General features: G+C 69.6%; 11 protein-coding genes and 2 pseudogenes. 10 read left to right on the top strand and 3 right to left on the bottom strand.

Annotation, left to right across the window (positions count from 1 at the left end):
* Window positions 1–619: pseudogene (locus tag ACU5AP_RS00005) on the top strand (hypothetical protein); the annotation flags it as partial.
* Here the strand turns inward: ACU5AP_RS00005 and ACU5AP_RS00010 are convergent.
* Window positions 616–1407 carry a prepilin peptidase gene (locus ACU5AP_RS00010; RefSeq protein WP_446680638.1) on the bottom strand — a complete coding sequence of 264 codons (792 nt, stop codon included), beginning with the start codon at window positions 1405–1407 and terminating at the stop codon, window positions 616–618. The pseudogene ACU5AP_RS00005 and the gene ACU5AP_RS00010 overlap by 4 nt on opposite strands.
* Before the next feature lie 177 nt (window positions 1408–1584).
* On the opposite strand from ACU5AP_RS00010, the pseudogene ACU5AP_RS00015 reads away from it, so the two are divergent.
* The 6 genes and pseudogenes from ACU5AP_RS00015 to ACU5AP_RS00040 all read left to right on the top strand — a co-directional run.
* A pseudogene (locus tag ACU5AP_RS00015) lies at window positions 1585–1761 on the top strand (helix-turn-helix domain-containing protein); the annotation flags it as partial.
* Window positions 1762–2147: 386 nt separating this feature from the next.
* Entirely contained in the window at window positions 2148–2624 is a 477-nt protein-coding gene (locus ACU5AP_RS00020; protein ID WP_046652069.1) for a hypothetical protein, read from the top strand.
* Window positions 2625–2670: 46 nt separating this feature from the next.
* Window positions 2671–2895, top strand: a complete 225-nt coding sequence (locus tag ACU5AP_RS00025; protein WP_446680639.1) for a hypothetical protein — start codon at window positions 2671–2673, stop codon at window positions 2893–2895.
* A 117-nt stretch (window positions 2896–3012) separates the two neighbouring features.
* Window positions 3013–5403, top strand: a complete 2391-nt coding sequence (locus ACU5AP_RS00030; RefSeq protein WP_446680640.1) for a TonB-dependent receptor — start codon at window positions 3013–3015, stop codon at window positions 5401–5403.
* Between the two features lie 229 nt (window positions 5404–5632).
* On the top strand, window positions 5633–5953 hold the full coding sequence (locus ACU5AP_RS00035; protein WP_003165889.1) for a DMT family transporter: 321 nt from the start codon (window positions 5633–5635) through the stop codon (window positions 5951–5953).
* Window positions 5954–5980: 27 nt separating this feature from the next.
* A complete protein-coding gene (locus ACU5AP_RS00040; RefSeq protein WP_128720600.1) occupies window positions 5981–6637 on the top strand; it encodes a glutathione S-transferase in 657 nt (218 codons plus the stop codon).
* A 196-nt stretch (window positions 6638–6833) separates the two neighbouring features.
* Here the strand turns inward: ACU5AP_RS00040 and ACU5AP_RS00045 are convergent, their stop codons facing one another.
* Both ACU5AP_RS00045 and ACU5AP_RS00050 read right to left on the bottom strand, forming a co-directional pair.
* Window positions 6834–8549, bottom strand: a complete 1716-nt coding sequence (locus tag ACU5AP_RS00045; protein WP_446680641.1) for a lytic transglycosylase domain-containing protein — start codon at window positions 8547–8549, stop codon at window positions 6834–6836.
* A gap of 95 nt (window positions 8550–8644) precedes the next feature.
* The gene (locus tag ACU5AP_RS00050) at window positions 8645–9454 is read right to left on the bottom strand and encodes a uracil-DNA glycosylase (protein ID WP_128720598.1); all 810 of its coding nucleotides are present in this window, start codon (window positions 9452–9454) and stop codon (window positions 8645–8647) included.
* A gap of 191 nt (window positions 9455–9645) precedes the next feature.
* Between ACU5AP_RS00050 and ACU5AP_RS00055 the strand changes: the two genes are divergently transcribed.
* The 3 genes from ACU5AP_RS00055 (at window position 9646) to ACU5AP_RS00065 (ending at window position 14167) form a co-directional block, all read left to right on the top strand.
* A complete protein-coding gene (locus tag ACU5AP_RS00055; RefSeq protein WP_223850972.1) occupies window positions 9646–11301 on the top strand; it encodes an electron transfer flavoprotein-ubiquinone oxidoreductase in 1656 nt (551 codons plus the stop codon).
* A gap of 81 nt (window positions 11302–11382) precedes the next feature.
* Window positions 11383–13260 (top strand): tetratricopeptide repeat protein, encoded by a 1878-nt coding sequence (locus tag ACU5AP_RS00060; protein ID WP_446680642.1) that lies wholly within the window; start codon window positions 11383–11385, stop codon window positions 13258–13260.
* Between the two features lie 7 nt (window positions 13261–13267).
* Window positions 13268–14167, top strand: coding sequence for a 4-(cytidine 5'-diphospho)-2-C-methyl-D-erythritol kinase (locus ACU5AP_RS00065; RefSeq protein WP_128720595.1), 900 nt, complete (start codon window positions 13268–13270; stop codon window positions 14165–14167).
* Window positions 14168–14188: the final 21 nt, after the last annotated feature.

Consider the following 14188-nt stretch of genomic DNA (forward strand, 5'->3'; position numbering starts at 1 on the left):
CGCCGCGCCCGCGCCCGTTCCCGCTCAGACGCCCGAGAAGGCGCGGCGCACCGCGCCGACGCCGCCGACCCCGCGGCCCAGCCGTTCGACGCCGCGCCCGGCGCCGATCGAGCCTCTGCCCATCTCCGCGCCGGAGCCCAGCGTCTCCTTCTTCCTGCTGGGCGAGGGGGCTCTGAGCGGCGCCCTGACCGCAGGACAAGGCTCAGGCGGGGGCGGCGGCGCAGGGGCGGGCGTCGGCGGCGGCAGCGGCGGCGGGTCGGGTTCGGGCGTGGGCGGCGGCTCGGGCCAGGGCTGCGACATGGTCAAGCGCATCCAGGACGCCCTGCGCAACGACGCGCGGATCAACGCCGCCATCGGCCAGGCCTATCGCACCTCCGGCGCCTCGGGCCGCGCCATCCTGATGTGGAACGGCGACTGGCTGCAAAGCCCCGGCGAAGAGGGCAAGGGTCTGGCCGGGGTGCGTCAGGCCATCGCCGTGACGGTCGGCTTCTCGTCGCGCGCCTGCAAGGCCGAGACGGTCAACGGCTATGTGCTGCTGACGCTCAGCGACCAGCCGGGCGCGCCGCGCGTGGCGCTGGGCGGCGGGCGCTGGCGCTGGTCTGACCTGCTGTCGCTCTAGGCGCCGAAGCCCAGGCCCAAGGGGCCATAGAGCCAGGTCAGCCAGGCTCCGACGGCCAGGAAGACGCCGAACGGCAGGCGGTCGGTGGAGGCGACGGGGCGACGCAGCACGAGCTTGGCCGCCACAAGGCTGAGGCCGGTCAGCGACGCCCACAGCAGCACGCTGGGCAGGCCCATCCACCCGACCCAGGCGCCGATCGCGCCCAGAAGGAAGGGGTCGCCCCCGCCCAGACCGTCGCGTCCGCGCAGTCGCTTGTAGAGGAAGGCCAGCAGCCAAAGTCCGCCGAAACCGGCGGCCGCCCCGATCAGGGGCGTCTTCAGCGGCCCGATCAGCGACCACTTCAGTCCGCTCTGGATGTTCGCCGGATCCAGGGCCACGGCGGCGAACAGGCCGCTGAGAAACAGGGGCAGGGTCAGGGCGTCAGGCAGCCAGAAATGCTCAGCGTCTATCACGGCGATCAGCAGAAGCTGCCAACCCAGAACGGCCCCAGCCAGGGCCCAGGCCGGATCGGGAAAGCACAGAGCCGCCCAGACGCCGACGGCGCCGGACGCCAGTTCGATCAAGGGATAGCGCAGGGGAATGACGGCGCCGCAGTCGCCGCACTTGCCGCGCGACAACGCCCAACTGACCACCGGGATCATCCGCCAGGGCTTGAGCGGGCGCCCGCAACCGCCGCACCGCGAGCGGCTGACCACGATGTCCTCGCCGCGCGGCAGGCGCAGGCTGACCAGACCCAGGAAGCTGCCGACGATCAACCCCAGCCCGCCCATCAGAAGCGCCAGCAACATAGAAGTCGGTTCCCCCGTTTGAATGATCCCCTAATGCGACGCCGAACCGAAGGGACGCAATCAAAATGCCGCCTCGCGCGCGAGTTGTGTCGCGTCGCGGTGACACCCTGGCCCGATCGGCGCGCGCCGGGGACGGGGGACTGGACGCCAGGCGCGTGTCGTAGATAGTCGACTGTTGTGAAAAGCACTTCGCCCATCGACAGCCTGACGCCGCGCGAGCTTGAAATCCTGCGCCTCGCCGCCGGCCGTCTGGGCGACAAGGAGATCGCGCAGCAGCTGAACCTCTCGCCCCGGACGGTTCAGAACCACCTGCACCGAGCCTATGAAAAGCTGGGCGTCTCCAACCGGATTCAGGCTGCGCGGCTCCTGAGTGATCACTACTCAGGGGGATCAATCCCACTGTCGCCGCCCCCCGTCTCATCGGCAGAAAGGGGCGTCCTTGCAGGTTCCGCGGAACATGTCGGGGACGGGAAAACGCCGTGGCCGACACCCTTCTTTCGGTCATATGCGAGTCTCAGAGCTTGGCGACGGCCTCGAAAGATCGGAGGCTCGGTCTTGTGGCTGATCTTGGGGTGGGCTTTCGCCTGGATCCTGATCGCCGTGGTCGCCGCCTCTTTGGTGCTTCCCGTCCTGGAGATGATCCACAGCCTGCGCTGACGCTTCAAATAAGGCGAAGGAGCGCGTGAATGATGGGAAATAGCGGCTAGGGGCCTGGTTAGGCCGGCCTGCGGGAGGCGTTGATGGACTTGGTTCAGTTGGCTTTGCTGTTCCTCGGTTTCGCGGGGCTGGGCCTGCTGTTGTGGCGAGGCGGTCCTGGCGACCGTGCGGCCGCCGCCGTCATGCTGATGACCGTAGCCGCCTCCTATGCCGTCGAGGATCTGACATGGAACGGGCTCTACTTCGGTCTGATGCTCGTCGACAGCCTGGCCTTCGTGGCGCTGTGGCTGATCGCAGAGCGTGCGGGTCGCTGGTGGATCGTTCTGGCGTCTGCGTTTCAGCTTGTGGGTGTTCTGGCCTACTGCGCCCCGCTCCTGTCGTCGGAGCCTCTGGCATGGGCGCTGTTCACGCTGATCTGGGGGCTGTGGTTCCTGATCGTGCTCACATTATTTTTTGGCGTCTGGGAGGTCGAGGCCGACCGGCGCTACGCCCTGGGGGGGCGAGATGGCTCGACACTGGACGATGGAGGCCGCGCGCGCGCTGCTCCGTCAATGGAATGACAATCGGCTGGAGGCCTCCGTTCGTGAAGGAGGGCTGACGGTTGAATTGGGCGCGCTTGAGGTCTGGCTTCTGGAGCAGCGGCTGGAGACCTTGGCCGAAGCCGAGCGTCTTCTGGATCTGATCACGTCGCATCAGAGCGGCGGCGGCCGGGGCCTGGAGCAGCTCTGCCGGGTCGGCGGCGCGGTCCGCAATGACGTTGATTTCCACCGCAGCCGGGTGGAGCACAGCTTCGCTCCGCGCGCTTCGGGACCGCTGGCCGGGCGGGCCTGAAAGTCATCGTTTGATGATCGTTGGCCGGGGTTCCGCCCCGCCGACGGGGCTGTTACATCCGCTGACAGTCCGCGACGAAGCCTTGCGCCGTCGCTCCGCAAAGCGGTTTTTCCTCCCATGATTTCTGCTGTTCGCGCCGCGTCCCTCGCGTCCGCCTCCTTGTCCGTGCTCGCTTTCGCCGCGCCCGTCATGGCCGAGGCGGCCATTGACGAAGGACCGACCCAGGTGTCCGAGATCGTGGTGACGGCTGAACGGCGCGAGGCGCCCCTGGCGGCCACGCCCCTGTCGCTGACGGTGGCGAGCCAGCCCCTGCTGGACGGCGTCGGCGTGCGCGACATCAAGGATCTGCAGATTCTGACGCCGGGCCTGATCGTGGCCTCGACCTCGAACCAGACCTTCACCACCGCCCGCATCCGCGGCGTCGGCACGGTGGGCGACAATCCGGGCGTCGAAAGCTCGGTCGGCGTCATGATCGACGGCGTCTATCGCCCCCGCAACGGCGCGGCCCTGGGCGATCTGGGCGAGGTCGAGCGCGTCGAGGTGCTGAAGGGCCCGCAGGCGACCCTGTTCGGCAAAAACACCTCGGCGGGCGTCATCAACGTCGTCACCGCCGCCCCCTCGTTCGACGCGCGCATGGCGGGCGAGGCGACCTTCGGCGACTATGGCGCGCACGGCGGCTCGATCTCCCTGACCGGCCCGATCGTGGACGAGGTTCTGGCCGGGCGGCTGTATGTCGCCGCGCGCCGCCGCGACGGCCTCTATGACGTGAAGACGGGCGCCAAGAAAACGGGGGAGGGCCCGCGCACCTCGACCGACGATCAGACCGAACACTACGACACCGTGCGCGGTCAGCTGCTGTGGCGCGCCACGCCGAACCTGACCGCCCGCCTGACCGCCGACTGGACCGAGCGGGACGAACGCTGCTGCGTCGGCGTGCAACTGGTCACGGGCGCCACCGCGCCCCTGCTGGCGACCTTTGCGCCCGACGGCGGCGTGGCGGCGACGCCGAAACCGTGGGATCGCACAGCCTATTCCAACCGCGACACCAACACCCGCATCCGCGACAAGGGCCTGGCCCTGCATCTGAGCGCCGATCTGGGCTGGGCGAGGCTGGACAGCACCTCGGCGGTGCGCGACTGGCGCGGCGTCATCAGCCAGGACTGGGACTTCACCTCGGCTGATCTGGCCTATCGCCCGGACGACGGCAGCTGGTCGAACCGCTTCCGCACCCTGACGCAGGAGTTCCGCCTGTCGGGCCAGAACGGAAAGCTGGACTGGTCAGCCGGCGCCTTCTTCGCCGATGAGAAGCTGACCCGTCGCGACAGCCTGTTCTACGGCGCCGATTACGAAGGCTATGTCAGCCGCCTGCTGTCGCGCTCGGCGTCGAACCCGCTGGGCGACCCGGCCTTCGTGTCCGGCATCACGGGGCTTCGCGTCGGCGCGAGCTTCGTCGAGGGCGAGGGTCAGCTGGACCGCTATTGGCAGACGGCCCGCAGCGCCGCCCTGTTCGGCCAGGTCTCCTACGCCGTGACCGATCGCCTGACCCTGACCGGGGGCCTGCGCCGCACCCATGAGACCAAGGAGATGACGGCCGCCTATCACAACACCGACGGCGGGCGCGCCTGTGCGGCGGCGATAGCCAACGGCGTCCGCAACGCCATCCTGTGCCTGCCGTGGTCGAACCCGGCCTTCAACGGCCTGAGCCAGTCCGAGACGGTCAAGGACGAGGCTTGGACCGGCATGGCCCGCGCCGAGTTCAAGGCGACCGAAGGAACGCGCCTCTACGCCTCCTGGTCGCGGGGCCGCAAGAACGGCGGCTTCAACCTGGATCGCGGGCAGACCAATCTGGTCCCCGACGCCTCGCGCGCCTTCCCGGCCGAGAGCGCCGACGCCTTCGAGGCGGGGATCAAGAGCGTGATGCTGGACCGGCGCCTGCTGGTCTCGGCCGCCGCCTTCCGCCAGACCTATGACGACTTCCAGCTGAACACCTTCCTGGGCACGACCTTCCTGGTCCGCTCCATCCCCGAGGTGCGGGCCAAGGGCGTCGAGGCCGACTTCATGTTCCTGCCGTTCGAGGGGCTGTCGCTGCAGGGCGGCCTGACCTACGCCCAGACGGAATACGGCGACGACGCCGTGCCGGGCCTGCCGCTGCTGGCGGGCAGGCGGATGAATTTCGCGCCCTTGTGGAGCGGGTCTCTGGCCGGAACCTATGAGCGGCCGGTGGCGGCGGGGCTGACGGGCCGCGTCACCCTGGCGGCCAAATATTCGTCGGAATACAACACCGGCTCGGACCTGGACCCGGCCAAGAGCCAGCCGGGTTTCTGGCTGGTCGACGGCCGCGTCGCGCTAGCCCGCGATGACGCCTGGAGCGTCGAGCTGTGGGGCCGCAACCTGTTCGATCAGGACTATCGCCAGGTGGCCTTCGGCGCGCCGTTCCAGACAGGCACGCTGGGCGCCTTCCTGGGGGCGCCGCGCACGGTGGGCGTGACCCTGCGGATCATGCGCTGATGATGGGCGAGGGGAGCAGGCGGGAGACCGCCCGCCCCCCCCCCCCCCCCCCTTCCACTGATGCAAAATGGCCTCCACCTGACGGCATATTGCGTCTGCGAAAGCCCCCGAGGGCGGCAAGCCTTGACTTGAGACCCGCGTGTCCCAGATAGGCGGGATCAGAGGACGACCTCTCCCATCTTGGGCATGACGCTGGGACGACCCGGCACGCCATGCAAGGGAGCAAGTCATGGCCTGGATCTTCCTTCTTCTCGCCGGTCTGTTCGAGATCGTTTGGGCCTTCCTGATGAAGGCCTCCGAGGGCTTCACCAAGCCCTGGCCGACGATCGGCACCATCGGCTTCATGATCGTCAGCTTCGGCCTGTTGTCGATCTCGATGAAGACCCTGCCGCTGGGCACCGCCTATGTGATCTGGACCGGCATCGGCGCCGTCGGGGCCTTCGTGGTCGGCATCGCCGTGCTGGGCGAGCCCGTCACGCCGATGCGCGTCATCGGCGCCGTCCTGATCGTCAGCGGCCTGGTTGTGCTGAAGCTCGCCTCCAGCCATTAGTCACGGCGACAGCCTCGGAGCTTCGCCATGCAACTGATCGTCGGACCGCGCCTCTTCTCCACCTGGTCCCTGCGGCCGTGGCTGGTGTTGAGGCGCGCGGGCGCCGTCTTCGACACGCGCGAGGTCTGGTATCGCTCCGAGGCTGAAAAGGCTGAACTGCGGCGTCTGTCGCCCTCGGGCTTCGTGCCGCTGCTGAAGGTCGAGGGCGAGACGATCTGGGACACCCTGTCCATCAGCGAATGGGCGGCCGAACGCTATCCCGAGGCGCATCTGTGGCCGGTCGATCCGATCGCGCGCGCCTTGGCCCGTTCGGCGACGGCCGAGATGCACTCCGGCTTCCACGCCCTGCGCGACCTGTGCGGCATGGGGCCGGATCATCCGATGGCCGGGGATGCGCGCAGCCCGGCGCCGTCCGATCCGGGCCTGGACCGCGACCTGGCGCGTCTGGTCGTGCTGTGGAAGCAGATGCGCGGCCGCTTCGGCGCAGGCGGGCCGTGGCTGTTCGGCGACTGGTCGATCGCCGACGCCTTCTTCACCCCGGTGGCGGCGCGCGTCCGCCATTTCCAGATCGACCTGTCGGCCCACGGCGACGACGGGACGGCCGCCGCCTATGTCGCCGCCCTTCTGGCCCAGCCGCACTTCCGCGAGTGGGAGGCGGCGGCGCTGTCATCTAACGTTGATTAACCGATCCTGAGAACGCGGGTTTAAGAGAGCGGACTTATAGTCCAGCTTGTTCTCGGAGGGGCGGAGCCATGCGTACGATCAGCAGGAACACCGACTGGGGCCGCACGGCCAGAGCCTACGCCCTGGCGGCGGTGGTCATGGCCCTGGTGTGGACGTCGCTTCTGACCTTGATGGTCTGAGGCGTCTTAATCGCGCTTCAGCGCGAGCCGCCGCCCAGCACGGCCTCGGCCACCTGAAGGGGCGCAGGGGCGGGCGGGACGTAGTCCAGACGGATCGGCACGGCGCGCGCGCCCGAGGCAACGGCGTCCAGCGTCTTCACCGGCCCGCCCATCATGCGCTGATAGATCCAGTAGGCCGCGACGACCTTCTCGACGTATTCGCGCGCCTGGGGCACGTCGATGGTCTCGATCAGCAGCAGGGGATCGGCGTCGGCGCCCAGCTTGCGGATCGCCGCCAGCATCGGCCCCGGCCCGGCGTTGTAGGAGGCCACCGCCTTCAGCAGGTCGCCCTGGAAGGATTCGATCTGGAACAGGCGGTTCACATAGTCCTGGCCCAGCTTCATGTTCACCGCCGGGTCCAGCAGGCGCTGGGGCGTGCGGACATAGCCCTGGTCGCCGGTCATGTGGGCGGCCGTGGTCGGCATCACCTGCATCAGGCCATAGGCGCCGGCGCCGGAACGGGCGTTGGCGTTGAAGTCCGTCTCCTTGCGCGCGATGGCGTAGACGAGGGCCTTCTCGATGGTGAAGCCGCCCATGGGCTGCAGGTCCGGCATCGGATAGCGGACGGCGTCGATGCGACTGGCCTCGGACTGGGCGGCGCGGCCGGGCGCGACCAGGCGATACAGGCCGACCCACATCTGGCGCGCGGCGCTGTCGCCGCTGGCGGCGCGCAGGCCGTTGCGGGCGGCCAGTTCAGCATCGTTGCGGCGGCCGACCTCGTACAGGGCGACGGTGCGGCGGGCGTCCTCGTCCGAGCGGATGAAGGCGTTGAGCGCGCGCGCATCCACGCCGATCGGCTCGGGCGTGAATGAGGCGCGTTGCAGCGTCGCCTCATAGGGGCGGGGCCCCTGGTTCTCGATCACCGGCTCCTCGCCCAGCTGACGCAGGGCGATCTGGCCGTAGAAGGTGGCCGGCCAGCGCGCGGCCTGGCGCAGATATTCGTTCACGAGATCCTGACGGCCCGACTGGCCCGCCGCCCGCGCCGCCCAGAAGGCGCCGCCCGAGCGGACCCACGGATCCTCGGTCGGATCCTGGGCGACGTGCTCGAAGGCCTGGAAGGCGTCGGCGTGCTGCTCCATGCGCCACGCGGCCAGACCCGCCGTCCACCAGTCGCCGATCTGCTGGCCCATCGTGTAGGCGCCGGACAGGTCGTCGTTGTTCAGGGCCACGCGCGCGGCCTTGGCTGGATCGTTGACGCCGCCGTCGCCGGGATTGGTCAGGCTGGCCCAGGTGCGGGTCAGCAGGCCGCCGGGGCGCTTGGGCTCGGCCGCGCCGTCGGGCAGGCGGCGCATCGCCAGGGTATAGACCCGCTCGGCCATCGGCAGGTCGGAATAGGTCTCAAGCCAGGCCGCGAGTTCGTCATAGGTGGCGACGTGGCTGGGGTGGAACAGGCGCTCGAACTCGACCTGACCCAGCAGGACGCGGTCCTTGGCCTGACGCGCCGAGTTGCGGGCCAGCTCCAGATCGCCGCGCCGCAGGGCGTCGAAGGCGGTGGTGTAGCTGAGCCGGTCCTCGCTGCTCAGCGCCGTGGGCGACGGCGAGGCGTTTGCGCCGGAATCTGCGCCGGAATCTGCGCCAGCGGCGGCATAGGGGCGGGAGGTATCGACATCTTCAGCCTGGGCTGCGGTCGCAGCAAGGGCGCTGAGCGCAAAGGCGAACAGAGACGCACGACGCGTCCGGCGGAAAGAATACATGACGCGGCGGCCCCCTTCGTCGGCGTCGGTCCCGTCTCGATTCGGGATTCTACGACGCTCTGCGGACTGGTCTCCAAGAGTTCAGAATGCCTGAATCAGGCGCCCGGCTCAACCACTTCGCCGCGCAGGCGAGCGGACAAATCTAGAATGTCTTTCCAAACCAAACCCTTGGCCTGCGGCTGTCGCAGCAGGAAGGCGGGGTGGAGGGTGGCCATGACGGGGGCGGCGATTCCGTCTTCGGACAATCGCCATTCGCGCCACTGGCCGCGCGTCCGCATGATGCCGTCGTCGGTCTTCAGCACGGCCTTGGCCGCCGCCGCGCCGACCAGCAGCACGGCTTTGGGCTTCAGCAGGGCCAGGGCGCGCTCAAGGAAGGGGGCGCAGACCGCCTGTTCCTGCGGCGTCGGGGTGCGGTTGCCGGGCGTCTTCCAGAAGACGGTGTTGGTGAGGAAGGCCTCGTCCAGCAGGCCCGCCGCCGTCAGGATGCGGTCCAGCAGCTGACCCGCCTGGCCGACGAAGGGCTGGCCGCGCACGTCTTCCTCGGCGCCGGGGCCTTCGCCGACAATCATCAGCGAACCTTGCGGATTGCCGCGCGCAAAGACGGACTGGCGGGCGCCCATGGCGCGCAGGGGGCAGCCCTCGAAGGCGGCGACGGCCTCGGCCAGTTCGTCCAGGGTGGTCGCCGTCGCCGCGAGGCGACGCGCCTCGACGGCCGCCTCATCGACGGACGGCGGGGCGCCGGGGGCGCGCAAGGGGGTGATCGTGGCCGGCCCCTTGGCCGCGACGGGGGCGACGAAGACGGTGCGGTCGACCGGTTCCGCCTCGAAACAGGCGTCCACGCCTGCGTCGCGCCAGAAGGCGAACAGGGCCTCTGCGGCAGCCATGTCGAGGGAAGGGGCGTTCATCTGACTATAGGCAATAGGCCTTGACCGCCCCCGCGTCACCTCCCGATAAGGCGGATAACCACGACGACAACGAGGATTCAGGGGACATGGCCGAGGAAATGATCGAAGGCGGCGCCAAGAACGCATGGGAGGAAGCCGTCATCGACAACCTGCCGCCGCTGGAGGCCCTGGCGGGCGTCGAGCGCGAGGTCATGGAATATGACGTCGTCATCGTCGGCGGCGGCCCCGCCGGCCTGTCCGCCGCCATCCGCCTGAAGCAGCGGGCGGAGAAGGACGGCAAGGAGATCTCCGTCGCCGTGCTGGAGAAGTCGGCCGAGATCGGCGGCCACGTCCTGTCGGGCGCGGTCATCGACCCGAAGGCCCTGAACGAGCTCTTCCCCGACTGGAAGGAACGCGGCGCGCCGCTGGAGACCCCGGTGACCAAGGACAAGTTCCTGGTGCTGGGGCCGCAGGGACAGGCCTCTCTGCCGATGTTCGCCATGCCGCCCTTCATGCACAATGACGGCTGCTACATCGCCTCGCTGGGCAATGTCGCGCGCTGGCTGGCCGAACAGGCGGAAGGCTTGGGCGTCGAGGTCTATCCCGGCATGGCCGCCAGCCACGTCGTCTGGGAAGAAGAGACCGGCCGGGTGAAGGGCGTCGTCGCCGGCGTCTTCGGCATCGACCGCGAGGGCAAGCCGACCGGCGAGTTCCAGCCGGGTCTGGAGCTGCACGGCAAATACGTCTTCGTCGCCGAGGGCGTGCGCGGCTCGCTGGCCAAGACCATCATGGCCCGCCACAACCTGTGCGACGCCGCCGATCCACAAAAGTTCGGCATCGGCTTGAAGGAGCTGTGGCAGATCCCGGCCGAGAAGCACCAGCCCGGCCTGGTCCAGCACACCACCGGCTGGCCGCTGGACGACAAGACGGGCGGCGGGTCGTTCCTGTATCACTTCGGCGACCGCTATGTGTCTGTCGGCTTCGTCGTCCACCTGAACTACAGGAACCCCTTCCTGTCGCCGTTCGACGAGTTCCAGCAGTTCAAGCATCACCCGGCCATCGCCGAGCATCTGGAGGGCGGCACGCGCGTCTCCTACGGCGCCCGCGCCATCACCGAGGGCGGCTTCCAGTCGGTGCCCAAGCTGGCCTTCCCCGGCGGCGCCCTGATCGGCTGTTCGGCGGGCTTCGTGAACGTGCCGCGCATCAAGGGCAGCCACAACGCCATGAAGACCGGCATGCTGGCCGCCGACGCCGCCTATGACGCCGTCATGGAAGGCCGCGAGGGCGACGTGCTCGACGCCTATCAGGCGGCCTATCTGCGCTCGTGGGTCCATAAGGAGCTGAAGGTCGTCCGCAACGCCAAGCCCCTGCTGTCCAAGCTGGGCACGATGATGGGCGGGGCGGTCGGCATGTTCGACCTGTGGGTCAACCACCTGACGGGCGGCTTCTCCTTCTTCGGCACCATGCGCCACGGCAAGACCGACGCGGCCTCGACCGAGCCTGCCTCGCAGCACAAGCCGATCGCCTATCCCAAGCCGGACGGGAAGCTGTCGTTCGACAAGCTGTCGAGCGTCTTCATCTCCAACACCAACCACGCCGAGGACCAGCCCGCGCACCTGAAGCTGCTGGACCCGTCCGTGCCGATCAACGTCAACCTGCCCAAGTACGGCGAGCCCGCACGCCTCTACTGCCCGGCCGGGGTGTACGAGGTCGTCTATGCGGACGAGGCGAACCGCGCCGATCCGCGCTTCGTCATCAACGCCCAGAACTGCGTCCACTGCAAAACCTGCGACATCAAGGATCCGTCGCAGAACATCGTCTGGACGACGCCCGAAGGCGGCGGCGGTCCGAACTATCCGAACATGTAGGCCGGCAACCCTCTCCCGGCGGGAGAGGGATTTGCGCTTCAGACTCTTGCGGGCGAAAGGGAAAGCGTGAAGGGTCCGGCCATGCGTTTCGTCTCTTCTCGTCCTGTCCTGTTCCTGGCGGCTTCCGCCCTTGCGCTGTCGCTGGCCGCGCCGTCCCTGGCGCAGCAGGCGCCCGAGCCTGCGCCGGAAACGCCGGCCGAAGCTCCGGCGGGGCAGGACGCCGAGCTGAACGGCGATCCCGTCCCGCACATCATCATCGCGGATGAGCCGGAAACGCCCGAAGAACCCGAGGCCGCGCCCATTCCCGCCGTCTGGGCGCCGATCCCGCTCGACGCCCATAGGAACAGCGCCTTCGGCCTCTACCTGGCGGGTCGCAACGCCCTGACCAGCGGCGAGAGCGCGGTCGGGGCCGATTATCTCAGCCGCGTCTACGCCTTGACGTCGGAACAGCCGCGCGTGCGCGAACAGGCCTTCACCGCCGCCCTTCTGGCCGGTGATCTGGACGAGGCGGGGCGCATCGCCCCGATCGATCCCGAGGTGTCGCCGGTCATCGTCCAGGCCGGGCGCCTGGTTCAGGCGGTGCAGGCCTATGCCGGCGGGGACGCCCGGCGCGCCGACGCCCTGCTGAAGGACGCCCCGGTCGGCGAGCCGCATGACCGGGCGGGCTTCTACGTCCAGGGCTGGATCGCCGCCGCCGCCAAGAACTGGGATCGCGCCCTGGCCCTGCCGCCCGCCGATTTCGATCCGGTCAGCGCCATGGTGGCCCGGGCCAACCGCGCCCGCCTGCTGGAGCAGCGCCGCCGCTATGACGAGGCCGACGCCGAATGGCGCGACCTGACCAGCCACGCCATCACCGGCGCCTTGTTCCGCCAACCGTACGGCGAGTACCTGGAGCGGCGCGGTCGGCGCGACGACGCCCTGGTCCAGTATGACGCCGCCATCACCGCCGGAACGGCCGATCGTCGCGTGATCCAGGGGCGCGAGCGGGTGTTGGCCAAGGGCCGCCAGCCCGCCTTGCCCAGCTTCCGCCAGGGCGCCGCCCAGGCGCTGCGCACCGCTGCGGACCAGATGATCGCACAGCGCGCCCACGAATTCGGCGTCGTCTATCTGCGCCTGGCCCAGAACCTGGACCCCAACGACAACACCCAGCTTCTGATCGGCCAGACCCTGATCCAGGGCGGGATCGAACCGGCGGGCCGGGCGGCCCTGGCGGAGGTCAGCGAAGCCTCGCCCGCCCTCTACGCCGCCGCCCGCATCCAGACGGCCATCAGCCTGGGCAAGGCGGGGCGGGATGAAGAGGCCCTGGTCGAACTGCGCCGCGCCGCCGCCGCCCGTCCCGACGAGGCGGGCGTGGCCTATATGCTGGCCGGCCAGTTGATGCAGATGGAACGGCACGAAGCGGCGCTGGAGCTGCTGAACGGCCCGCTGCTGAATAAGGCGGATCAGGGTTTCGAGGTCCATTTCCTGCGCGGCGCGGCCTATGAATCCCTCGACCGGGACACCGAGGCGGAGGCCGAGCTGTGGGCCGCCCTGCAGATGCAGCCCGACAATCCGACCCTGCTGAACTATCTCGGCTATCTGTGGGTCGACACCGGGACGCGGGTGCAGGAGGGCGCCGCCATGATCGCCCGCGCTCACGCCGCCGAGCCCAAGGACGGCAACATTCAGGACTCCCTCGGCTGGGCCCAGTACCGCCAAGGGCAGTATGAGGCGGCGGTGGTCAATCTGGAGGGCGCCGTCGACAAGGAGCCCGCCAACGCCGAGATCAACGACCACCTGGGCGACGCCTACTGGGCCGTGGGCCGTCAGCGCGAGGCGGGCTTCCAGTGGAATCGCGTCCTGACGCTGGAGGTCGACGACAAGCGCCGCGGCGAGGTCGAGGCCAAGCTGCGCGACCGCCTGGGCCAGGATCCGACCGGGGACAAGGGGCTGGGGTCTGCGGGCGGCGCGGCCGACTGACGCCGCCATGTCCGATTCCGACGCTCTGAGCGGCCTGGCGCCGGCCAAGATCAACCTGCTGCTGCACGTCGGGCCGGTGCAGGCCGACGGCTATCATCCCCTGGTCAGCCTGGCCGTCTTCGCTGATGTCGGCGACCGGGTGACGGTGCGCCGCGCCGAGGCCCTGTCGCTGACGGTCGAGGGGCCGTTCGCGGCGGGTCTGGACGGGCAGGGCGACAATCTGATCCTCAAGGCCCTGCGCGCCCTGGGCGCGGCGGTCGGGATCGGCGAACCGCCCGTGGCCGTGACCCTGGACAAGCGCCTGCCGATCGCCGCCGGGCTGGGCGGCGGCTCGGCGGACGCAGGCGCGGCGCTGCGGCTGACGGCGCGCCTGCTGGACCTCGACATGGCTGAGGCGGAACTGGAGCGACTCGCCCTGGCCGCCGGGGCGGACGGCCCCATGTGTCTGCGCGCCCGCCCGGCCTGGGCTTCGGGGATCGGCGAGGCGTTGGAAGACGAGCCGCGCCTGCCGGCCTTGCACGGAGTCCTGCTGAACCCCGGCCTGCCGTCGCCGACGGGCGCAGTCTATCGCGCCTATGACGCCGCGCCCGCCGGGGACGCGGATCGGCCGTCGGAGCCCGTCGACTGGTCCGTCGCCTCCGTCATCGACTGGCTGGCGACACAGCGGAATGATCTGGAGGCGCCCGCCTTGGCCGTCACGCCGGGCATCGAAGAGGCGCTGGCCGCCATGCGCGCCGCGCCGGGCTGTCGCCTGACGCGGATGTCGGGATCGGGCGCGACGGTCTTCGGCCTGTTCGACGGCCGCGCGGCGGCGATCGAGGCCGCCTTCGTCCTGGATCGGCCGGGCTGGTGGGCGCGGCCGGTGGTGCTGGGTGCGCCTGATATCGAACCGCGTGCGGTTATTTAACCGGATTTACAGCCCCTGCGG

The organism is Brevundimonas sp. RM1, assembly GCF_052907225.1.

Bases quoted from the DNA above. Each gene is read 5' to 3' on its own strand.
- ACU5AP_RS00020 (WP_046652069.1), top strand. From the start codon at position 2,148: ATGGACTTGGTTCAGTTGGCTTTGCTGTTCCTCGGTTTCGCGGGGCTG.
- ACU5AP_RS00045 (WP_446680641.1), bottom strand. From the start codon at position 8,549: ATGTATTCTTTCCGCCGGACGCGTCGTGCGTCTCTGTTCGCCTTTGCG.
- ACU5AP_RS00030 (WP_446680640.1), top strand. From the start codon at position 3,013: ATGATTTCTGCTGTTCGCGCCGCGTCCCTCGCGTCCGCCTCCTTGTCC.
- ACU5AP_RS00055 (WP_223850972.1), top strand. From the start codon at position 9,646: ATGGAATATGACGTCGTCATCGTCGGCGGCGGCCCCGCCGGCCTGTCC.
- ACU5AP_RS00040 (WP_128720600.1), top strand. From the start codon at position 5,981: ATGCAACTGATCGTCGGACCGCGCCTCTTCTCCACCTGGTCCCTGCGG.
- ACU5AP_RS00010 (WP_446680638.1), bottom strand. From the start codon at position 1,407: ATGTTGCTGGCGCTTCTGATGGGCGGGCTGGGGTTGATCGTCGGCAGC.
- ACU5AP_RS00065 (WP_128720595.1), top strand. From the start codon at position 13,268: ATGTCCGATTCCGACGCTCTGAGCGGCCTGGCGCCGGCCAAGATCAAC.
- ACU5AP_RS00050 (WP_128720598.1), bottom strand. From the start codon at position 9,454: ATGAACGCCCCTTCCCTCGACATGGCTGCCGCAGAGGCCCTGTTCGCC.
- ACU5AP_RS00035 (WP_003165889.1), top strand. From the start codon at position 5,633: ATGGCCTGGATCTTCCTTCTTCTCGCCGGTCTGTTCGAGATCGTTTGG.
- ACU5AP_RS00060 (WP_446680642.1), top strand. From the start codon at position 11,383: ATGCGTTTCGTCTCTTCTCGTCCTGTCCTGTTCCTGGCGGCTTCCGCC.